Origin of the sequence: Streptomyces sp. BR123 (assembly GCF_013401435.1) — a bacterium.
In the GTDB taxonomy this organism is placed as follows: Bacteria; Actinomycetota; Actinomycetes; order Streptomycetales; family Streptomycetaceae; genus Streptomyces.
Genome location: NZ_JACBGN010000040.1, coordinates 18,258 through 38,369, shown reverse-complemented (window position 1 = coordinate 38,369; position 20,112 = coordinate 18,258). Strand labels below are relative to the sequence as shown.

Genomic DNA, 20,112 nt, shown 5'->3' with positions numbered 1-20,112 from the left:
GCCCCCGCCCCGCCGTCCGCCTCCGCTGCCGCCGCCCGCAGCAGGCGGCACAGCTCTTCGGTGTCGCGTGCGACGAAGGCGATCCGGACGGTTCCCCGCGCCTGCGCCGCGCGCCGGGACGCGGTCGCGGCCAGGTCGCGCAGACGCCAGGGGGCGTCACCGCGGACGGCGGCGTCGGCCAGGTCCAGCAGCCCTGCCGCGGCGCCCCGGGCGGCCTCCGGGTCCTTCCCCCGGAACAGGAACAGTTCGGCCGGCCACTCGTCCCGGGCATGCGGGGGCGGCGGCCCGTCCCCGCCCTGGGCGGCCAGTACCACGTGGAAGTTGGTGCCGCCGAAGCCGAAGGCGCTCACCCCCGCGTACCGACGTTCCGGGGCCGCCGGCCACGGCAGGGCCTCCCGGTGGAAGACGAAGGGGCCAGCGCCGGCCTGCCAGGCGGAGTTCGGTCTCTGCAGGTGCAGGGTGGGCGGCCGTACCCCGGTGTACAGGGCCAGTGCGGACTTGATGAGCCCGGCCAGCCCCGCCGCGCACTTCGTGTGCCCGATCTGCGACTTCACCGAGCCGAGCACACACCCCCCGGCGCCGGCCCCCGCTGCGTCGAAGACCTCCGTCAGCACGCCCAGTTCGGTGCGGTCGCCGACCACCGTCCCGGTGCCGTGCGCTTCCAGCAGCCCGACCTCGGCGGGGGAGACCCCGGCGCCCCGGTACGCACGTTCCAGGGCGGCGCGCTGGCCTTCCGGCCGGGGCGCGGTCAGGCCCAGGGAGCGCCCGTCGCTCGAAGCGCCGACTCCCTTGATCACCCCGTACACGCGGTCCCCGTCCCGTTCTGCGTCCGCGAGGCGTTTGAGGACGATGCAGGCGACCCCCTCCCCGAGGGCGATGCCGTCGGCCGCGGAATCGAAGGCCCGGGAGCGGCCGGTCGGGGACAGCGCGTGCACGGAGGTGAAGAGGGCGTAGTCGTTGATGCCGTTGTGCAGGTCCGCGCCGCCGCACAGCATCACGTCGCTGGTGCCGAGGACGAGCTCCTTGCACGCGACGTCCACCGCCGCCAGCGAGGAGGCGCAGGCCGCGTCCACCGTGTAGTTGGGGCCGCGCAGGTCCAGGCGGTTGGCCACCCGGCCGGCGACGACGTTGGCCAGCAGGCCGGGGAAGGTGTCCTCGGTGAACCGGGGCAGCTGCTCGTCCAGACCCGCGGGCACCTGCCCGTAGTAGGAGGGCAGCACGGTGCGCAGCGTGGTGGCGTTGGACAGGTCGCTGCCGGCCTCGGTGCCGAACACCACCCCGGTCCGGGAGCGGTCGAAGGCGCGGCCGTCCTCACCGTAGCCGGCGTCCTCCAGGGCGCGCCGGGACGCTTCGAGCGCGAGCAGCTGCACCGGTTCGATGCTGCCGAGCGACGCCGGCGGGATGCCGTAGCGCAGCGGATCGAAGGGGATGCGGGGCAGGAACCCGCCCCATCCGGACGCGCTGGCAGGGCCGGAGCCGTCCGGGCCGGGCGAGCAGTGCACGTCTGGATCCCAGCGCTCCGGGGGCACTTCGGTGACGGCGTCGCGGCCGTCCAGCACCTGAGCCCAGAAGGCGGCCAGGTCCGGTGCCTGGGGGAACATGCAGGCCATGCCGACGACGGCGACGTCCAGCGGAGCGGGTGTCCGGGGGCGGTCCTCGACCCGTTCCGGATCATCCTGCCCGGCCGCCCGCAGAACGGCGCTGCGCCGTTCCAGGAAGGAGGCGGCCCCGTCGGTGACGGAAGCGTGCAGCGCGGCGATGCCGGTGACGGCATCGCGCAGCACCGCCACCTGGCCGGCCATGAACATCCCCTCGGTGTACTGCCGTTCCTCGTCCACCGCGGCCAGGGCACCGGTTCCGGTGCGCTCGACGCCCTTGCTCGCCAGCCGCAGCCGGCCGACGTTCAGACGCTCCAGCCGCTCCCAGACCTCGCGGTCGGGAACGCCCTGCGCGCGCAGGCCCGCCGCCAGGTCCCGGAATCCCTCGCTGAACGGGCTCGGTACGCACCGCGTGGCGTGCCCGGGAGCCGTCCGCAGCAGCGCGGTGCCCTCGGCGGCCAGCACCTGCCGCTGGAAGAGGGGCCGTACGGCGCCGTGGGCGACGGCCTCCCGGGTGAACAGGTAGGCGGTGCCCATCAGCACGCCCACCGCACACCCGCGGGCGGTGAGGGGCGCGGCCAGGACCGCCACCATGGCGGCGGAGCGGGCGTCGTGCACACCGCCCGCGAAGAACACCTCGATGTCCGGCGCGGCGCCCGGCTCCTCCGCCACGTGGTCGAGCAGGACGCCGATCTGTGCCTCCCACAGCGGAAAGCTGTTGCGCGGGCCGACGTGGCCCCCGCACTCGGCGCCCTCGAAGACGAACCGGCGTGCGCCCTCGCCGAGGTACTGGCGCAGCAGCCCCGGAGAGGGCACGTGCAGGAAGGTCCGGATGCCGTCGGCTTCCAGGGCCCGGGCCTGCGAGGGGCGACCCCCGGCGATGACGGCGTGGCTGGGCCGGTGCGCCCGTACGGCCTCGAGTTGTGCGGCACGGGTCTCCTCCGGCGCGAAGCCGAGGATCCCCACCCCCCAGGGGCGGCCCTTGAGCGCTGCAGCCGCCTCGGCGAGCAGGGCCCCGGCCCGTTCCCGGCCCGCGAGCGCGAGGGCGAGGAAGGGCAGGGCTCCGCCGTCGGAGACCGCGCGGGCGAAGTCGGCCCCGTCGCTGACCCGGGTCATCGGTCCTTGGGCGACCGGCAGCAGGGTGCCGAGCGCGCGGCTCATGGGCGACCCGGCGCCCAGGCTGCGCGCGGCGCCGTCGTCCTCGGTTGCGGCCCGGACCGCTTCGGTGACGGCGCGGACCGCGCCGGCGGCATCCCGGTGGCGGTCGGCGAAACGAGCGGCGAGGAAGGCGTCCTGCCCGAGCGGGAGCAACCGGTCGTCCGGGTCCCGTCCCCCCACCAGGCCGGCAACCAGGCCTTGGTCGTCGGGCAGTGCCGTCACCGGCGGAGCGCCGGGACCGCGGCGGCGCAGGATGCGGTGGCCTCCCAGCACAGTGGTCTCGGAGCCGTCCACCGACCGCAGGACGGTCGCGACGGACGCGGGGAGCGCCGACTCGGCGAGGAGGGCGAGCTGGGTGTCGAGCACCACTCCCGCGGCCCCGCCGAGGACGGCGGCTGCGGCCGTACCCGGTGCGATGCCCCCGCAGGCCCACACCGGCGGCCCGTCGGGGCCGGTGGCGTCGAGGAGCTGCTGCAGCAGCACGAACGTACCGAGGTCACCGATCCGGCCGCCGGATTCGCTGCCCCGGGCGACGAGGCCGTGCACGCCGTCGCCCAGGGCGGCCCGGGCCTCCTTCAGGCCGGTGGCCTCGGCCAGCACCTGTACACCGGAGGGCAGGTCGGCGCACCGCAGGGCCGCCCCGACCCCGAGGAGCACGGTACGGGGCCCGCCGGGCCCGCCGAGCAGTCCGGCCAGGTCCCCGGGACGTAATCGGCATTGTGGCCCGATGCGCACCCCGTACCGTCCGGGGAGCCATCCCCGCAGGTCGTCCAAGGCTCCGCGGGCGGCCCGGTCACCGGCCCCCAGATCCAGGACGCCGAGTCCGCCGCCGCGGGAGACCGCGGCCGCAAGGCGGGCGTCGGGTTCGCCGAAAGGGGTCAGTCCGATGACTTGCACTACCGACGTCATGATTCTCCGAATGTGCGATGGCGTTGCCCGGTGGGGGAATTTCGGCCATGACACAGGCCGCGGGAAGGCACAAGGTCGCGCGGGCCCGGAGCGGGAATTCGGGCCTTTCGGTGAACGAAGCGAAACTAGCGCCAAGTTACTGAAGGGTCAACGCCAAGTCGCTGATCCGCCCCCGGTGCCGGCGGCCCGGCCGCGGGGCGGACGGTCGCCGCCGGAACGCCGTGCGAGGCAGCCGCGGAATGACCGGCGCGAATGCATCGTTCGGCAGCGGGCGCGGAAAACCGAAAGCACTGGTCAGTAGTGCCGAACACGGCCGAGCCGGCTCCACCGTGACCGGCGACTGTCCGAATCAAGTCGTCACGTCGCAATGATCACGGTGACGGGTGCCACCGGCAACATCGGCCGGAACGCCGGTACAGCTGCCGGCCGAGGCAGGCGAGGAGGTCGTGGCCGTGTCGCGGCAGCCCCGCCCCGACCGGCTGCCGGCCGCTGTCCGGCGGGCACGGGCCGACATCGGAACCACCTCGGCCTGCGGCCCGCTCTCGCAGGAGCCCGCGCCTTGTTCCTCCTGCCCGGAGGCGAACTCGGCAGCCGAGGCGAGAGCCCGACCTGGTGGACACGGTGGAGGAGGCCGGGGTCGAGCGGATCGCCTGCTCTCGGCCCGGGTGCCCGCCCGACGGCGTCCTTGGCGGTGGACACGGCGTGCCGCACGCGCTCGGCGATCGGGGGCCACCCCCGTCGGCGTGTTCGCAGGCCGCGGCGGCGGAAGCGGGCCGGGCTGCGGGGCCACCGGCTTTGGTCTTCGCTAGTGCACCGTGAAGTGGCGTACGTGTGGGGGTCGTTCGGAGAGTGTGATCGTTCCGAGGGGCTGACGAGGAGATTTCCTCAAGAAACCTTGCCGAACACGGCTGACGGCTCGGGCGGCCTTGAATCGCCTCTGCGAATCGGTCAGGGTTTCGAACCAGCCCCGGGAGATCCTTCGGCTCCAACGGGGTTGCGCCACAACGCTTTGACGCCCCACACGTCAACCCAAGGAGAACCCTCCTCATGTCAAATCACCGGCCTGCCCGCGTACGTTCACGCGGCCTCCGCATTCTGGCCGTGGCCACGGGAGTCACCACCACCGCCGGCCTCTGCATGCTGTTATCGCCGTTCGCCGGAGCCACCGCACCCGCCGAGGGCACGGTGTACGGGCTCGGCGCCCCCGGAGCGCTCCCCGGCAGCTACATCGTCATTCTCGACCGGAACGCGGACAAGCAGGCCCTCGCCCAGAAGTACGGCGGCGAACTGAAGCGCACGTACACGTCCGCGGTCAACGGCTTCTCCGCGTCCGGGCTTTCGGAGACCGGGGCCAAGCGCCTCGCCGCCGATCCGGCGGTGGCCAAGGTCGTCCAGAACAAGAAGTTCTCCATCAACGCCACTCAGGACAACCCGCCGTCCTGGGGCCTCGACCGCATCGATCAGGCGGAGACGGCCGGGGACAAGAAGTTCACCTACCCCGACGCGGGCGGGGAGGGTGTCACGGCGTACGTCATCGACACCGGCGTCCGGATCAGCCACGAGGACTTCGAGGGCCGGGCCCAGCACGGCTTCGACGCCGTGGACAACGACCAGACCGCCGACGACGGCAACGGACACGGCACACACGTCGCCGGGACCATAGCCGGGCGGTCCCACGGGGTGGCGAAGGCGGCGAAGATCGTCGCCGTCCGCGTTCTCGACGACGAAGGGTCGGGCAGCACCGAGCAGGTCGTGGCCGGCATCGACTGGGTGACGAAGCACCACAGCGGCCCTTCCGTGGCGAACATGAGCCTCGGCGGCGGGGCCGACGAGGCGCTCGACGAGGCCGTGCGCCGTTCGATAGCGGCGGGCGTCACCTTCGCGGTTGCTGCGGGCAACGACTCGAGCGACGCCGGGCAGGGCTCGCCCTCCCGTGTCCCGGAGGCGATCACCGTCGCCTCCAGCACCGCCGCCGACGCCCAGTCGCCCTTCTCCAACTTCGGCTCCGTCGTCGACCTGTACGCACCCGGCTCGGACATCACCTCCACCTGGAACGACAGCGACACCGGCACGAAGACGATCTCCGGTACGTCCATGGCGAGCCCGCACGTCGCGGGGGCGGCCGCGCTGTACCTGGCCGGCCACAAGGACGCCACCCCCGCACAGATCGCCGAGGCGCTCACGGCGGGCGCGACCCCGGGGAAGATCACCAACCCGAGCAGCGGTACGTCGAACAAGCTGCTGAAGGTATCCGACCGGTAGCCGGATCCCCCGCGGGCGATCCGCCCGCACCACGATCACCGAGGCCGCCGCACCCGAGGGGGGATGCGGCGGCCTCGGCCGCCGCCGGACCCCGCGGGCAGCGCGTCCCGGCGGAACGGGCGGCCGGTGACGGAGGTTCAGGAACCGGTGGAGCGGGCAGAGCCGGTGCTCGTGCCGTTGGCGGTGCCCAGGAAGCAGGTGACCTCGCGGTCGCCGAGGGTCCAGCTGGCGGCCTGCGGGTAGTAGTAGAACACCTCCAGTGTCTTCGGGAGATTCGAGGCGTTCCCCACGTAGTCGGTCAGCGCCTTTCCACCGCACTTCTCCTCGGCGATCGCGACGACCTTGTCCTCTCCGGGGTACGCGCCGTTCTCCAGGTCGAAGACGTCGTACGCCTCACCCTCGTGCGGCTGGCCGCAGGGCACGGTCCGCACCGAGAAGCGGGCCTGGGTGCCCTCCTTCTCCTGGGTCTTCGCCAGATCGTCATCGGTGTTGAAGCAGTCGCCCTTGCGGATGTCCTGCACGTCGCTGGAGCCCGGCGTGGTGACCCGGCCACTGGTGTCGCGCCGCGGCGCAGGGCCGTCGCCCAGCACCCCGGACAGCCCGAGCGCCAGCACGAGCACGGTGAACGCGAGCGTCACGGCGTGGATGACGATGGCCGCGATGGCCAGCCCCCGCCCCTTCTCGCCGGTCTTGCGGATCTGGGAGAGGGCGACGAGGCCGAGGACCAGCGGGACCGTCGGCAGCGCGCAGACGAGCGACATCACGAACGCCACGACGGCCGGCACGTTGGTCTTCTGCGGTGGCGCGTACCACCCCTGCTGGCCTCCGTACGGCGCCGCAGGCCCGGGCTGGCCGGGTTGCCCGGGATATCCCGGCTGGCCGGGCTGAAGGTACGGCCCCGGCGGCGGGTACGGCTGATGGGACGAGGGCGGCTGCGGGGGTATCGACATGCGTGTGGTGCTCCTCGCGAGAGGGTGGGGTGGGGCCGGCAGCCGGGCGGTGACGCCGCCGGTGGAGGACTGATGGGCGGATGATGTTCGGATCAGCCGCGCCCCAGTATCCCCCGGCCGGGCACCGAGGAGATCGCCGAGCCGGGAAGGGCGGGAGGCCTGAGCAAGGCCGCGAACTTGCAGGCCGGCCGGCACACCTCACGGCTGCCTTGCGGACGGCCGTTCGGGAAGGGCGGCTCTACGGGCGTTCGAACAGCTGGAGGATGCCGCTGACGCAGAAGCAGAGGGCGCCGGTGAGGGTGCCCCAGTTCGCGATGGCGGCATTGACCGGGCTGCCGGTGGCCGGCCGGGTGAACGCGGCGAGTGCGGACACCATGAAGAGGACGGACCCGAGCTGGTTCACCGCGACGATCCACCAGCCGAGGTTGCGCAGGAGGAGGCGGGGCCGTCCGTGGCAGACCTCGAGCAGGGCGAGGTGCCCGGAAGCCAGGAAGAGCAGGCAGCCCACCACGTCGGGTACCCAGATCAGACGGTTGACCTGCTGGACGCTCAGCCCCTGCAGGAACGAGTCGAGCAGGTTCACGCCGAACACCAGCGTGCCCGTGAACAGAAGGAAGGCGCTCAGCCAGTCCGGCCGCATGGGCTCGTAGCTCCACCACCGCCAGGGGTGGGTGACCAGGACGTGGCCGCCCACCGTGGGGCGGGGCGCGTTGACCGCCTGCAGGAGCGAGGCGTAGCCGCCGGTGTTGAAGAAGAGGCCGCCGGCGAAGTAGATCGAGGCGCTGTCCACGGCGTTGCCGGAGGCGAACCGGGCGGTGCCGGCGCCGGCAGCGAAGAGGGCCCCGCCGATGATGAACGCGGTCGCGGCGATGGCGTTGAGCCTGCGCAGCCGGCCGATCGCCACCCCGTCGGCACGGGCGTGCCGGTCGTGGTCCGCCCCCGGCGCACGGACGGCCAGTGCTCCCCGCCGGCGGGCGAGCCGTGACTCCCAGACCGCCGTCCCGCCGCCGGGCAGGTGCCAGGCGACCCGGGTGGTGAACGGTCCGAAGCCTTCGACGGGCTGCTCGGGTTGCCCCACGGGCCGAGCCTAAACCGCCGGGTGGGCGGCTTCGTGGACAAAACGCTCTCCCTCTCGCGGCAGATCACCACTGTCTGCGCGCGTTGCCTACATACTTTAGGTAATCTCATACATATCTTAGGCAGGCGAGGGCGCCCGGGAGGAAGGAGATGCGGATGGCAGGACGTGCCGGGCTCACGGCGGATCGGTTGGTGCGTGCCGGCGCGGAGCTGGCGGATGAGATCGGCTTCGAACAGGTAACGCTCTCGGAACTCGCCCGGAGGTTCGACGTCAAGGCCGCGAGCCTGTACTCGCACCTGCGTAACTCCCATGACCTGAAAACCCGGATCGCGCTGTCCTGCCTCGAGGAACTCGCCGACCGGGCCGCCGACGCCCTCGCCGGACGCTCCGGCAAGGACGCCCTCGGCGCGTACGCGAACGTCTTCCGCGACTACGCCCGACAGCACCCCGGCCGCTACACCGCGACGCGGTTCCCGCTGGATGCCGACACCGCTCTGACGAGCGCAGGAGTACGCCACGCGCGGATGACGCGGGCCATCCTGCGGGGCTACGAGCTGGCGGAACCGGAACAGACCCACGCGGTGCGCATGCTCGGCAGCGTCTTCCACGGCTACGTCAGCCTGGAGGAGGCCGGCGGCTTCAGCCACAGCTCCCCCGACAGTCAGGAGAGCTGGGACCGCATCCTCGACGCCCTCGACGCCCTGCTGCGCGACTGGCCCGCACCGTGAGCGCCCGCCCGCAGCCCGTCCCCGCACCAACCACCAGGAGCCCCCGCATGCCCTCAGAACCCTCGAAGCCCTCAGACCGCCGCGAAAGCGAACCCCTCACACCAGAGTGGATCACCACCCCGCTCACCGACTCACTGATACGCGGCGCCATCGAGCTGGAGCGCACGGCCCGGGGACTGCTGCCGCACCGGCTGCCTGCCCGGGCCCGGGCCCAGTGCGCCGACGGACAGCTCGCCATGGCGGAGGCCCAGCCGTCCGGCGTACGGCTCGCCTTCCGCACCCGGGCCACCACGATCGAGCTCGACACCGTGCCCACCAAACGTGTGTACGTGGGCGCGCCTCCCCGGCCGGACGGCGTGTACGACCTGCTGGTCGACGGCCGGCTCACCGCGCAGGGCACCGCCGGCGGCGGCAACACCCTCGTCATCGACATGAAGGACTGGAGCACCGAGCACCGCCCCGGCCCGCCGACCGCCGTCCGCTTCACCGGCCTGCCGTCGGGAGCGAAGGACATCGAGATCTGGCTGCCCCACGACGAAACCACCGAACTCGTCGCGCTGCGCACCGACGCCGCCGTGGAGCCGCTGCCCCGCCGCGGCCGCCCCGTCTGGATGCACCACGGCAGTTCGATCAGCCACGGCTCCGATGCCGCGAGCCCCAGCACCACCTGGCCCGCCCTCGCCGCTTCGCTGGGCGGAGCGGAACTGATCAATCTGGGGTTCGGCGGCAGTGCGCTGCTCGACCCTTTCACGGCCCGCACGATCCGCGACACCCCCGCCGACCTGATCAGCGTCAAGCTCGGCATCAACGTGGTCAACCTGGACCTGATGAGGCTGCGGGCCTTCGGCCCGGCGGTGCACGGCTTCCTCGACACCATCCGCGAAGGCCACCCGACGGCACCGCTGCTCGTGGTCTCGCCCATCCTGTGCCCCGTGCACGAGGACACCCCGGGCCCGTGCGTGCCCGATCCCGACGCCCTCGCCACCGGACAGCTGAAGTTCCGGGCCACGGGCGACCCTCGTGGAGTCGCCGACGGAAAACTGACCCTCACCGTCATCCGGGACGAACTGGCCCGCATCGTCCGCGAGCGCTCCGCCGACGACCCGAACCTGTACCACCTCGACGGACGCGAGCTGTACGGACCGTCGGACGAGCCCACCTCGCCCCTGCCCGACAACCTCCACCCGGACCCCGGGACGCACCGCCTCATCGGCGCACGCTTCGCGCAGCACGCCTTCACCGCCGGCGGCCCGTTCGGGCAACCCGCCGCTCCCGCCGCGGAAGCACTGTGACAGCCATCCAGCCTCCCTTCAGGCCAGGAGCAGGAGCCGCGTGTTGGGTACCAGCTTCCGGTTCACGCTGGTGCTCTGCACGAAGATCGTGAAGTCGTCGTTGTGGTCCGGCTTGACGCGCACTTCGGTGTCCGGCAGGCCGAGAAGCGCGCGGGCCTGCGGCCCCGTGTATATCCGGTCCGTCCTCTTCTCCAGGACCGCGATCTGCTTCCGCGCTTGGACCTTCTCCGACTTGCTCAGCTGATAGAACGCACAACCAGTACGGTAACTGTGCCCGCACTCGACGACCCAGTCCCGGATGGCCACTTCGCGAGCCACGGGAATGAGCTGGTACTTCGACGTATCCACCGGGGCGAGACCGGCCGCCTTGATGCTGTCCTCGTTGACTGTTTCCGCACCCGTGGAGAACACCGCCCGTGATCCCCGGATTCCCTTGGTGCGGCCCACCATGAATTTTTCGGTGGCCTGCTGGATGACCTGCCCGGCCTCCTCCAGCCCCTGTGTGCTCGTGGCGTCCCAGATGGCTACGTTGTCCTTCGGGAAACCGCACTGCATGGCCTCGCGCTTGCCCATCTGGTCAGGCACAAGGACGGCCAGCGTCCAGTTGTCGTCCTGCGTCTCGATCATCGTGGCCACGGCCTGCACCAGTTCCCGCTGGTTCGTGCCGGGGGCGTCCGGGCAGCGATGACTTGCGTTCTCCTGTCCGTCGGTCAGCACGAACGTCAGGAAGCTGTGGTCGCCGTACAGTTGGGCGGTCTGGGCCAGCTCCTGCTGCGACTTCAGCGTGGCCGCCAGCAGTGCCGTCATTCCACCGACCCGGTACAGCTGCTTCAAGGACGGCATGCGCAGCACGTCCTTGTCGTAGATGACGCATTCCACCTTGTTCGAGAACACGTACACCGTGACACGGGTTTCCTGGTCGAGTTCCTTCGACCGGCGGGCCAGATATGCAATCTGCTGGTCCGCTACTTCGACTACCTTGCGGCTCAGCTGTGACATGGAAGAACTGGCGTCCAACACAAGAGCAACGTGATTGATGTAGTTCTGCTTCCCGGGCATGAGTGCTCCCCCTTTTCCGACCGGATGCTCCGATCCTCTCACCCGCCACTGACAATCGACCGCCGCGAGAGGGGGCGCCCTGCGCCCGACGGTCCGTTGCGGTGTGGCGGGGCAATCGTGGAGTGCCGGCGCCCGTGGCCGCCCGACCCGAGGGCCCCATCGTCACCACCACGGCGAACACGAAGCTGACGCGGCGGGCGCCCGGCGCGGCGCCAAGTCACCGCACCGGCCGCACCCACCGCCGGGCACGGTCAGTCCTTGCCGTCCCCGTCGCCCTGGCGGGGCCAGATCGCCACGGCGACGAGCACCGCCGCCCACACCCCCAGCGGGGCGACCGGCCAGTAGTACGTCAGCTCCCCCTCCTGCAGGCAGCGCACGCCCCAGACGGCCGTCATGAGCACCAGCCCGCCGAGCCAGTACCGCCACTCCGCGAGCCATTCCGCCAGGTCCTTGCGGTCCTGTTCGGCCCGCGTCGGCGTCGGGGCCGGCAGATCGGCGGTGAGGGTGCCGAGATCGCCGGCGGTGCGGGCCCGGAGGGCCGCCTGGACCCGGCTCGCATGCTCCTGCGCGTCGAGCCGGCCTTCGGCCAGCGCCGCGGCCAGAATGCCGAGGGCCCGATCGCGGTCGGCGTCCGAAACCCGCACTGCCGGCGCCGAGGGCGCAACGGGCGCGGAGGGTTTGCTGCGGTTCTCGTCCATCGTCTTCCCCGTTCGTCGTTAGAATACGACTGTATCTCAAAAGGGGAAGGTGGCTCATGCCGAAGACAGTGGACCGGCCCGAGCAGCGCAGGCAGATCGGTGCCGCGCTGCTGCGGCTCGCCGCCGAGCGCGGCCTGGACCAGGTCAGCGTGCGTACCGTGGCCGCGGCCAGCGGCCGGTCCGCCGGGGCCGTACAGAAGTACTTCCGCTCCAAGGAGGAGATGCTGGTCTTTGCCGCCGAACTCGCCGGTGAGCGCGTCGAGGAGCGAATGGCGCTCGTGGACACCGGCCTGCCGCTGCGCCGGGCGCTGCGCGAACTGGTCCTCACCACGCTCCCGTTGGACGAGGAACGCCGCGCCGAAGCCGCCGCACAGCTCGCCTTCGCCGTGCAGGCGGCCCATCACCCTCACCTCGCCGCAATCCGGCGCCAGGTCGACCGCGACGTCAGGGAGGTCCTCGCGGGATGGCTCGAGAGCGTCGGCTGCCCCGCTGCCGGCGCCACCGCCGACGCCCTCATCGCGCTCAGTGACGGGCTTGCCCTGCGGATGCTCTACGACCCCGCCGAGCAGGCCTCACTCCTCGACGCCCTCGACCGCGCGCTCGACGTGCTGACCCCGGACGAGCCGCCGGTGACCTGAGCCGGAGACCGTGGCACCCGGCTCCCGACCGAGGTCCGGGCCGGCTCCGGACGTCACCTGCCCGCGCGACCTGGAGCGGACCCGGAGACATCAGGACGTCGTCATCACGCCGACGGCCCGGCCGGATGGAACTCCCTCCGCGCGACATGGGCGTCCTTCTCCTCGTCTTCCGTGACGGACGTGAAGGACGGCCGCCTGCCGCCGCCCGATGACGTTCCTACGGCAGTCAGGCTCGTGTCCGACGGGGATCGCTGCGGGAACGCTCACAGGAGAACCAGCCAACAGGCGAACCGCAGGCGAACGGCAGGCGCCGCACAGCTGGACGGAGACGGCCGGGCCTGCGCCCTGACGGCGCCGGTCAGTTGGCGCGCGTGTAGCGGGCACTCTTCGTCCAGATCTGCTCCAGCCTTACGCGGGTACCGGGGCGGGGCGCGTGCCAGATCCTGTCGTTGCCCGCGTAAATACCCACGTGGGCAATGGTCGAGCCGGCGGGAAAGAAGACGAGGTCGCCTGCAGTGCGCTGTTTGCGTGAAATGCGTCTGGTGCTCCGGTACTGCTGCTCAGCGGTGCGGGGCAGTGTGCGCCCTGCCTTCCGGAAGGCGTAGAGCGTGAGGCCGGAGCAGTCGAATTGCCTGGGCCCCATGGCGCCGTAGACGTAAGGGGCGCCCTCTTTGGAGGCGGCAATTGCGACGGCTTTGGCGCCGTACGGGGAGGCTGCCTCGGCGGGCGTGGCGGGGGCGGACACCGTGGCCACGGAAATTATGAACAGGAAGGCGACAGAGCGCGGAGCGCCTCGTCGGGTTCTGTGTCGGGTGCGGTCCTTGTCGGACATAGGCTGATCAGCTGTGGAGCAGGGCAATCGCGATCCTCCGCATCCAGGTACGGGAGCGGCCGACAGGGCTGCTCTCCAGTGATATGCGTACTGGCTCTCGGCAACGGACCATTGTTCTCGACCGATGCGCTGCCTGGGTTTTCGGACACGCCGGAAAATATCTCGGTTGGGTAAAAGCGTTCGGGGAAGGCGGGTGTTCCGAAACGGCCGCGGCCGGTCGCTCGGGAGGCGTCGTACCGCATCCAGGGACATCGGTGTTCCGGTCGCAAATGGCCTGCATCCGGCCGACGTTGTCCCTCGTGCGGGCGAGGTGATGCAGACACTGTTGTCCGGCCGCGTGCCCCTCGCGTCCAGCCGCTGCCCTGATCGCCGATCGGCCAAATCTCTTTGCCGGCGGGTGTTTTCCGGTCAGTGAGCCTTCACCATTCGGCAAAGACCCAGCCGCGCCCATATGATCACATCATGGGTCCTCTGAAGCCGAATCTCATCGAACTCCTACTCGGCCTGATCGCCTTCCTGTCGCTCTTCGCGATCACGGCGAAGGTCCTGCTGCCTCGGATCGGGAAGACCCTTGCGGAGCGAGAAGCCGCCACCGAGGGCGCGCTGGAACGGGCCGGGGAAGTTCGGCTGGAGGCGCAGCGCGTCCATGCCCGGTACCTGGCTGAGTTGAGTGCGGCCCGCCACGAAGCGTTGAGGATACGACAGGCCGCGCACGAGGAGGGCGTGGCGCTGCTGGCTGTCGTTCGTGCAGAGGGACGGGGGGTGCGCGACGAACTGGTCGCTGCTTCCTCTGCCCGGCTTGAGGCGGACCGGGTCATTGCCGAGGCCGAGCTTCGCGAGGGTGTCCTCGAGCTGGCCACTGAGCTTGCCGGGCGTATCCTCGGCGAGCCGCTCACGGACGTCGAACGCAACCGCAGCATTGCCGACGCGTTCTTCGCCGACGCCGATGCGCGGGCCGCCGACGCGAGTTGAGTTTGCAGGTCAACTCCTCTGCCACGGAGGTTTCCTGCGGTGCGTCAATGGGACGCGGACTCCAGCCGCCGCACGTGAGCAGCGACCGGCTTCCGCACCTCGGCTGGTTCTGTGCCGAGTAGCCGGTTCTGTGCTGAGTATGCGTACTCATGTGCGTCTGGAAGCCGCCTGACACGATCCGTCATATGACGCATGGCAGAGGGGCGTTAACGGCCCTGCATCTCCTCCTGGTCTGGGCGGCCATGGCACTCGTGATGCCGGCGCTCGGTTCCGGACTGCTCGTGGCGGCCTGGGTCGCCGGTGCCGGTGCGGCGGTCCCGGTCTTCGCGTTGGGTGCGCTGCTGTCGGTGGGTCTGCTGGTTGCGGCGGGCGTGCCGGTGCGGACCGTGGTGCCGATGTGCGGCTCCATGCCGCGGCGGCTCGGCTGGGCGGCACTGGTCTTCGGCCTCGGCACGCTCGGCATCCTGGCAGGTCTGGCCGCCTACGGTGCGGATGTCGACCTGGGGAGCGCCCGTATCCGGATCGCGCTGGCGGGCGTGCCGTACGCCGTGGCCGCGGCGTTCTTCGTGCCGATCCGATGGGTGCGGCTGGGCGCGGTGGCCGCGCTGGCGGCCGCAGTGGCCTACGGGGGCTTCGTCGGCCCGGACCAGGCGCAGCAGCGCCGGCACGCAGCGGAGGTCGCGCGGTACCGGGAGCATCCGGAGCTGCTGTACGCGGGCGCTGCGCCGTCGGGCATGGAGGTGTCCCGTGCCGAGGTCGGCCCCGCCCACTTCATCGTGGAATACCGCTCCGTCCGCCAGGACGTGTTCGCGTACGTGGGCCTCACGGTGCGCTCGCCGCTCACACCGGCGCCCCGATGCCCCGAGCCCGCGGAGGACGGCGTGACGTGCACGGTGGACGAGCGCGGCGAGAAGCGCACGGTCCGCGACCTCTCCGGTGGCGAACGCGAGGTCGTGCTCGTCCGCCGCCATCGGGACGCGGAGGTCGAGGTTTCCGGTCGGACTCTGGACGAAGGCGGGCTGCGTCGTCTCCTGGACTCGCTGCAGCCGCTGTCCGACGAGGAGCTGGAGAAGCTGATGCGGGAAGGGAAGATCAACCGCATACCCTGAGCCGCCGGCACCCGGCGGCGTGTCCGGCGTTCGTGCTGCGGCCTTCTCGCGCAGCCGGGCGGGGTGAAGACGTCGACGATCACCGGGCCGTGCCGGGCCGCCGCGCGGCCGCCTGAACCCGGCCTTCGGCCCGCGAGGGGCGAATCGTCGTGAACCGGGCGGAGGTTGTCCACAGGGCGCGGTATGCGAGATGAGCCGGTGCCTCGTTCTGCGTACGCTTTCACCAGAACGAACGCGGTGGGGGCGGTGCACATGAAGACGGAAGCAGCAGCACGACAGTGGGGTTCGACCCTCGATTCGGTGGTGGTGTACGCGCAGGGGGCGCTCTGCCGCCGCCTGGCCCGCGGAAGCGTGCCGCGCGACGGCAAGGTGCGGGTGGCAGGACTGCCCCGGTCGCTGGACCCGGGCTCGCTGCGGGCCCGAGTCCTGGGCGTGCCGGGAGTGCGTGTCACCGAGGCCAGGGTGGACGTCGAGGCCGGCACCCCCGGCCTGGCAACGCCCGACGGGTTGCACCGCGAGGTCGAGCGGCTGACCGACGAGTACGCGGCGGCGCTGGCCCGCCGGGACCGACAGCTCGGCCTGATCGAGGAGGTCAGGGGGCTCAAGCCCGTCCCGCCAGCCCGCAGGAGGGACGACCCGCACCGCCGTACTCCGGTCGGCGCATGGCTGGACCTCGCCGACTTCGTCGACGAGCGGCTGACGCGACTGCACTCCCGCCTCGCCGGGCTGGAGCGGACCGTGAGCAGCGTGGAGCACGAGCTCGACGTCGCCACCGACCGCCTTGCCCGGGCCTCTACCGACGCGCCGTCGGCACACGTGCCGACCACGGTCTGCGCGGTCCTCACCCTCGATCGCCCTGGTGACACCGGCGTGGTCCCGGGACCCGACGGCCTCCGGGCGGCCGGGACGGAACCCGAGGAGGACGGGGAGCCGGAGGTGGAGGTCGAGCTGGAGTACGCAGTGCCGGGCGCGGTGTGGGTGCCGACCTACCGGCTCACCTGCCGTCAAGGTGACAGCGACGGCCGTCTCCTGATGCGCGCCTCGGTCGCCCAGCGCACCGGCGAGGACTGGACGGGTGTACGCATTGCTCTGGCCACCGCCGACCTCCGGCGCGGCAACGACCTGCCCAGGCTCCGCTCGATCCGCCTCGGCCGTCGTCAGGCCGCCCCCGCACCCTCCGGCTGGCGCGAGCCTCCGGCCGGGCTGGCCGGGCTGTTCTCCGGATACGACGCGGCCGGTTCCCCTCCCGCGGTCCGAGCAGCGTCGGTGGCCGCCGCCGGCGGGCCCGCCGTGCTGCCGGGCGGTCCCGTACCGAGTCCCGCCCCGGTCGCCGCCCCGCGGCCCGTACTCCCGCCGTCGGCCCCGGCCCCGGCCCCGCCCTCGGCGCCGGGCTACGGCGGCGCACGTCCCGGCCTTGCGCCGCAGGCCCCCTCGGGACGGCCCGCCGGCAGGGCACGCAGCGGTGGTTCCTCCTTCGCGGGGGCACCCGGCCGACCGGCCATGGCGGCCCCGGCTCCCGGCGGTGCCCCGGCACCTCCTCCGCCCCCGCCTCCGGTGGTCGTACCGCCGCGCCCGAGCGGCACCGAGCTCGACTACGCCGCCCTCGTCCTGAGCGGTCCCGACGAGTCGGGCACGCACAGGGGCAGACTGTTCCCCGGTGCCCCCACCGACCCGGTGGCGCAGGAGTACCGCCGCCGCGCCGAATCGGTGGCCTCGCTGCCGCTCCCGGGCGACGCGGTGAGGCCCCGTGAGTCGGCGGGCTCCTTCGACCACCGGTTCGACGCCGCCGCACGCACCGACATCCCGTCGGACGGAACCTGGCACACGGTCACCGTCACGGAGATCCCGGTCGGGCTGCGTACCGAGTACCTCACCGTGCCGTCCGTGGAACAGACCGTGTACGCCACGCTGGTGCTGTCCAACGCCACCGACCAGGCACTGCTGGCCGGCCCGGTGGAGGTCACCGTCGACGGCGAGTTCCTGCTGACCGCTGCCCTGCCCACGCTCGCTCCCGGCGCCGTCCGCAGGGTCGGGCTCGGCCCCGCCGAGGGCATCCGGGTGATCCGCCGCACACATCTGAACGAGTCGACGGCGGGCCTGCGCCACAACACCACGGTGCTCGACCACCGCGTCCACGTCGAGCTGGCCAACGGGCTCGCCCGACCCGTCACCGTCGAGGTCCGCGAGCGGATACCCGTCACCTCCGAGCCGGACGTCCGTATCGAGGAACGGGCAGACTGGACTGCACCCGAGGCGGGCACCGGGCCCGAGAACCACGCCCCCGGCACGCGCCTCTGGCGGCTCGACCTGCCCGCAGGCGCCACCGCCGCCCTCGCAGGCGGCTACGAGATCCGCATCCCGACCGGCAAAGCCCTGGTCGGCGGCAACCGCAGGAGCTGACAACCGCCATGTCCACGGCCCCGAAGCCGATCGCCCTCCCCGTCACCGCCGTCACCTGTCTGGAGGACCGCGCCCACGTCGAACGGTCCGCCGCCCTCGACCTGGAGGCGGGCGTCCAGCGGATCCGCCTCGGGCCGGTCAGCGCGCTCGCCGTCGACCGGACCCTCCACGCCGGCCTGACCGCCGACTTCCCCGCGACCGTGCTCGACGCGCGGATCGTGCGGACCTGGACGCCCCGCGGGCCCCTGCCCTCCGCCGAGGACGACTCCGCCCTCCGCCTGCGCGTGCACGAACTGGAGGAGGAACACAAGACCCTCGAGCGGCGACGGGACCGGCTGCGCGCCCGCCTCGACCTGCTCGGCCACCTGGCCGGCGACCTGCTCCGGGAGGTTTCCGAAGGCGCCGGCACAGGCGAGACCGACCGAACCCGCTGGGCCGCCGAACTGGACCGGGTGGACAACGAACGCGACACCCACGCAGAGCAACTCCGCATCGTCCAGGCCCGCCTCACCGCACTCGAATCCGAACTCGGTGACACCCGGCGGGCCATGCACCTGGCCGAGGAGGAGCCGGCCGAGCTGGTCGGCCACATCGACCTGACCGTGCAGACCCAGACCGCCGGCCCGGCGGAACTGCGCCTGACACACCTCACCCCGTGCGCACTGTGGCGGCCCGCCTACCGGGCCGTGCTCGACGGGGACTCCCTGACGCTGGAGACCGACGCGATGGTCTGGCAGCGCACCGGCGAGGACTGGTCCGACGTACGACTGACCCTGTCCACGGCCCGCTCGGCGCTGACCACCACCCCGCCGCAGCTGGGTGAGGACAGGCTCACCCTCACCGACCGCTCCGCGGGCGAGCGCCGCACGGTCGACATCGAACTGCGCGAGGAGGAGATCGGGAACCTCGGCCCCACCCCGGTACTGGGCCTGCCCGGCGTGGACGACGGCGGCGAGACACGCGTACTGAGCGCCCCCGCACCGGTGTCCGTGCCCGGGGACGGCCGAGCCCACAGGGTGCCCCTCTCCGCCTTCACGACAGCCACGGCCAGCGAGTACGTCTGCTCACCCGAGATGTCCCCGTTGGTCACCCAAGTGGTGCGGTTCGACAACCTCTCCGGTCACGCCCTGCTCTCCGGCCCGGTGGACCTGGTCCGCGGCAGCGGGTTCAGTGGCCGGGGCACGCTGGACATGACCGCGCCCGGGGCGCCCGTCGAACTCGCCTTCGGCAGCCGCGACGACCATGCGGTGGTCCGGCGCACCGAGGAGTCCCGGGACACCACCGGGATCCTGCAGAAGACCGTGATCACCCGCACGGTGGAGGTGCACCTGTCCCGGTTCTCCGCGCCCGGCGAACAGGGCGACCGAGTGGTGGTCCTCCGCGAGCGGATACCGGTCTCCGAGGTTTCGGCCGTGGAGGTCCGGCTGCGCAAGGACGCCTGCTCCCCGGCCCCCGAGGCCGTCGACTCCGAGGGCATCGTCAGCTGGAGCATCCGCCTCCCGCCCGGCGGTCGCAGCACGGTCACCCTGGTGTACGAGCTGGCGGCGAGCGCCAAGGTGACGGGGCTCTGAGCACGGCGGTGCCGCACGGCACCGCTCGGCGCGAAGCCCTCGGCGACTGCGTACCGGCGCCCCGCGATGGAGCCGCAGGCGGCGGCGACCGCCCTCCCCGCCGCGGGGCGGGTCAGTCGGCTGTGGCCGGCCCGAACCAGGTGGTGAGGGATGCGGCTCACGATCGCACCCGCCCTCTCAGGGCTCGTCCGCAGGCAGTCGCTCGACTGCCACGTCCCTCGTCCACACCTCGACGGTACGGCTCGCAGGCCCGAGGAGGCTGCACCGGCAGCAGAACCGCCGGCGGGCCACTCACCGGCGCACGCACAGCCGGCTTCCCGGCGGGAAGGGCGCCGTTCGGACGACGGAAAGGCGGCCCATGGCGGTGAAAGCCGGACGGCTTGCGATCGCGGTGGCTGCCGCGGGGGAAGGTCGTCCCGGCAACGACCGTCCCGCAGCCACCCGAGGAGCCGGCCATGTACGCAGCAGTGCGGCGGTACGAAGGAGTGACCGATCCCGCCGAGGCGGCACGCATCGTCCGAGAGGGCTTCGTGCCGCTCATGCGGCGTGTCCCCGGATTCGTGGCCTACTACTGGATCGACGCCGGGAACGGAGTGATGATCTCGACCAGCGTCTTCCAGGACCAGGCCGGTGCAGACGAATCGATCGCGACCGCGGCGGACTTCGTACGGGACAACCTCGCCCCACTGCTCCCCAACCCTCCTCAGGTCCTGGCCGGGGAGGTCGTGGCCGCCTCCTAGGGCCGCAAGCGTGTTCTCCTGCGCCCAAGGCCTCGCGCCCCCGGCACCGACCTCGGGGGAGCGGGGTGTGCGCGGCCGTAACCGCTTCCTCGAGAGCAACCCGTCCAGGAACCGGGCC

15 protein-coding genes are annotated in these 20,112 nt (G+C 72.1%); 9 read left to right on the top strand and 6 right to left on the bottom strand.

Going from position 1 to position 20,112, the window contains the following annotated elements; all coding sequences use genetic code 11:
- The coding region (locus HYE82_RS09650) for a beta-ketoacyl synthase N-terminal-like domain-containing protein (protein ID WP_179173539.1) at positions 1 to 3,665 on the bottom strand (3,665 nt) is incomplete at its 3' end.
- Positions 3,666 to 4,712: 1,047 nt separating this feature from the next.
- Here HYE82_RS09650 and HYE82_RS09645 point away from each other — a divergent pair.
- Entirely contained in the window at positions 4,713 to 5,927 is a 1,215-nt protein-coding gene (locus tag HYE82_RS09645) for a S8 family peptidase (protein WP_179173538.1), read from the top strand.
- A 137-nt stretch (positions 5,928 to 6,064) separates the two neighbouring features.
- Here HYE82_RS09645 and HYE82_RS09640 read toward each other — a convergent pair whose 3' ends face one another.
- On the bottom strand, positions 6,065 to 6,712 hold the full coding sequence (locus HYE82_RS09640) for a DUF4190 domain-containing protein (protein WP_179173537.1): 648 nt from the start codon (positions 6,710 to 6,712) through the stop codon (positions 6,065 to 6,067).
- 403 nt (positions 6,713 to 7,115) lie between these two features.
- Entirely contained in the window at positions 7,116 to 7,955 is an 840-nt protein-coding gene (locus HYE82_RS09635; RefSeq protein WP_179173536.1) for a hypothetical protein, read from the bottom strand.
- Between the two features lie 155 nt (positions 7,956 to 8,110).
- Between HYE82_RS09635 and HYE82_RS09630 the strand changes: the two genes are divergently transcribed.
- Together HYE82_RS09630 and HYE82_RS09625 are read left to right on the top strand one after the other, a co-directional pair.
- Positions 8,111 to 8,683: a TetR/AcrR family transcriptional regulator gene (locus HYE82_RS09630; protein WP_179173535.1), complete on the top strand. Its 573-nt coding sequence runs from the start codon at positions 8,111 to 8,113 to the stop codon at positions 8,681 to 8,683.
- A gap of 47 nt (positions 8,684 to 8,730) precedes the next feature.
- Positions 8,731 to 9,975, top strand: coding sequence for a GDSL-type esterase/lipase family protein (locus HYE82_RS09625; RefSeq protein ID WP_179173534.1), 1,245 nt, complete (start codon positions 8,731 to 8,733; stop codon positions 9,973 to 9,975).
- Between the two features lie 18 nt (positions 9,976 to 9,993).
- On the opposite strand, the gene HYE82_RS09620 is transcribed toward HYE82_RS09625, so the two are convergent.
- The gene (locus tag HYE82_RS09620; RefSeq protein ID WP_179173533.1) at positions 9,994 to 11,034 is read right to left on the bottom strand and encodes a vWA domain-containing protein; all 1,041 of its coding nucleotides are present in this window, start codon (positions 11,032 to 11,034) and stop codon (positions 9,994 to 9,996) included.
- Between the two features lie 251 nt (positions 11,035 to 11,285).
- On the bottom strand, positions 11,286 to 11,732 hold the full coding sequence (locus tag HYE82_RS09615; protein ID WP_179173532.1) for a DUF1707 domain-containing protein: 447 nt from the start codon (positions 11,730 to 11,732) through the stop codon (positions 11,286 to 11,288).
- A 56-nt stretch (positions 11,733 to 11,788) separates the two neighbouring features.
- Here HYE82_RS09615 and HYE82_RS09610 point away from each other — a divergent pair, with 56 nt between their 5' ends.
- Positions 11,789 to 12,370, top strand: coding sequence for a TetR/AcrR family transcriptional regulator (locus HYE82_RS09610; protein WP_179173531.1), 582 nt, complete (start codon positions 11,789 to 11,791; stop codon positions 12,368 to 12,370).
- A 358-nt stretch (positions 12,371 to 12,728) separates the two neighbouring features.
- Here HYE82_RS09610 and HYE82_RS09605 read toward each other — a convergent pair whose 3' ends face one another.
- Positions 12,729 to 13,202, bottom strand: a complete 474-nt coding sequence (locus HYE82_RS09605) for a C40 family peptidase (RefSeq protein ID WP_179173530.1) — start codon at positions 13,200 to 13,202, stop codon at positions 12,729 to 12,731.
- Positions 13,203 to 13,664: 462 nt separating this feature from the next.
- Here HYE82_RS09605 and HYE82_RS09600 point away from each other — a divergent pair, with 462 nt between their 5' ends.
- From HYE82_RS09600 to HYE82_RS09580, 5 genes are all read left to right on the top strand, one after another.
- Positions 13,665 to 14,174, top strand: a complete 510-nt coding sequence (locus HYE82_RS09600) for a hypothetical protein (RefSeq protein WP_179173529.1) — start codon at positions 13,665 to 13,667, stop codon at positions 14,172 to 14,174.
- Positions 14,175 to 14,359: 185 nt separating this feature from the next.
- Complete coding sequence (locus HYE82_RS09595) at positions 14,360 to 15,283, top strand: hypothetical protein (RefSeq protein WP_179173528.1); 924 nt, start codon at positions 14,360 to 14,362, stop codon at positions 15,281 to 15,283.
- Positions 15,284 to 15,535: 252 nt separating this feature from the next.
- Positions 15,536 to 17,683, top strand: a complete 2,148-nt coding sequence (locus HYE82_RS09590) for a DUF4139 domain-containing protein (RefSeq protein WP_179173527.1) — start codon at positions 15,536 to 15,538, stop codon at positions 17,681 to 17,683.
- 8 nt (positions 17,684 to 17,691) lie between these two features.
- Positions 17,692 to 19,254, top strand: a complete 1,563-nt coding sequence (locus tag HYE82_RS09585) for a mucoidy inhibitor MuiA family protein (protein WP_179173526.1) — start codon at positions 17,692 to 17,694, stop codon at positions 19,252 to 19,254.
- A 455-nt stretch (positions 19,255 to 19,709) separates the two neighbouring features.
- On the top strand, positions 19,710 to 19,994 hold the full coding sequence (locus HYE82_RS09580; protein ID WP_179173525.1) for a hypothetical protein: 285 nt from the start codon (positions 19,710 to 19,712) through the stop codon (positions 19,992 to 19,994).
- Positions 19,995 to 20,112: the final 118 nt, after the last annotated feature.

Excerpts from the sequence above, each read along its gene's own strand:
- HYE82_RS09590 (WP_179173527.1), top strand. The coding sequence starts at position 15,536 with ATGAAGACGGAAGCAGCAGCACGACAGTGGGGTTCGACCCTCGATTCG.
- HYE82_RS09580 (WP_179173525.1), top strand. The coding sequence starts at position 19,710 with ATGTACGCAGCAGTGCGGCGGTACGAAGGAGTGACCGATCCCGCCGAG.
- HYE82_RS09610 (WP_179173531.1), top strand. The coding sequence starts at position 11,789 with ATGCCGAAGACAGTGGACCGGCCCGAGCAGCGCAGGCAGATCGGTGCC.
- HYE82_RS09615 (WP_179173532.1), bottom strand. The coding sequence starts at position 11,732 with ATGGACGAGAACCGCAGCAAACCCTCCGCGCCCGTTGCGCCCTCGGCG.
- HYE82_RS09605 (WP_179173530.1), bottom strand. The coding sequence starts at position 13,202 with ATGTCCGACAAGGACCGCACCCGACACAGAACCCGACGAGGCGCTCCG.
- HYE82_RS09595 (WP_179173528.1), top strand. The coding sequence starts at position 14,360 with ATGACGCATGGCAGAGGGGCGTTAACGGCCCTGCATCTCCTCCTGGTC.
- HYE82_RS09585 (WP_179173526.1), top strand. The coding sequence starts at position 17,692 with ATGTCCACGGCCCCGAAGCCGATCGCCCTCCCCGTCACCGCCGTCACC.
- HYE82_RS09625 (WP_179173534.1), top strand. The coding sequence starts at position 8,731 with ATGCCCTCAGAACCCTCGAAGCCCTCAGACCGCCGCGAAAGCGAACCC.
- HYE82_RS09630 (WP_179173535.1), top strand. The coding sequence starts at position 8,111 with ATGGCAGGACGTGCCGGGCTCACGGCGGATCGGTTGGTGCGTGCCGGC.
- HYE82_RS09620 (WP_179173533.1), bottom strand. The coding sequence starts at position 11,034 with ATGCCCGGGAAGCAGAACTACATCAATCACGTTGCTCTTGTGTTGGAC.
- HYE82_RS09645 (WP_179173538.1), top strand. The coding sequence starts at position 4,713 with ATGTCAAATCACCGGCCTGCCCGCGTACGTTCACGCGGCCTCCGCATT.
- HYE82_RS09600 (WP_179173529.1), top strand. The coding sequence starts at position 13,665 with ATGGGTCCTCTGAAGCCGAATCTCATCGAACTCCTACTCGGCCTGATC.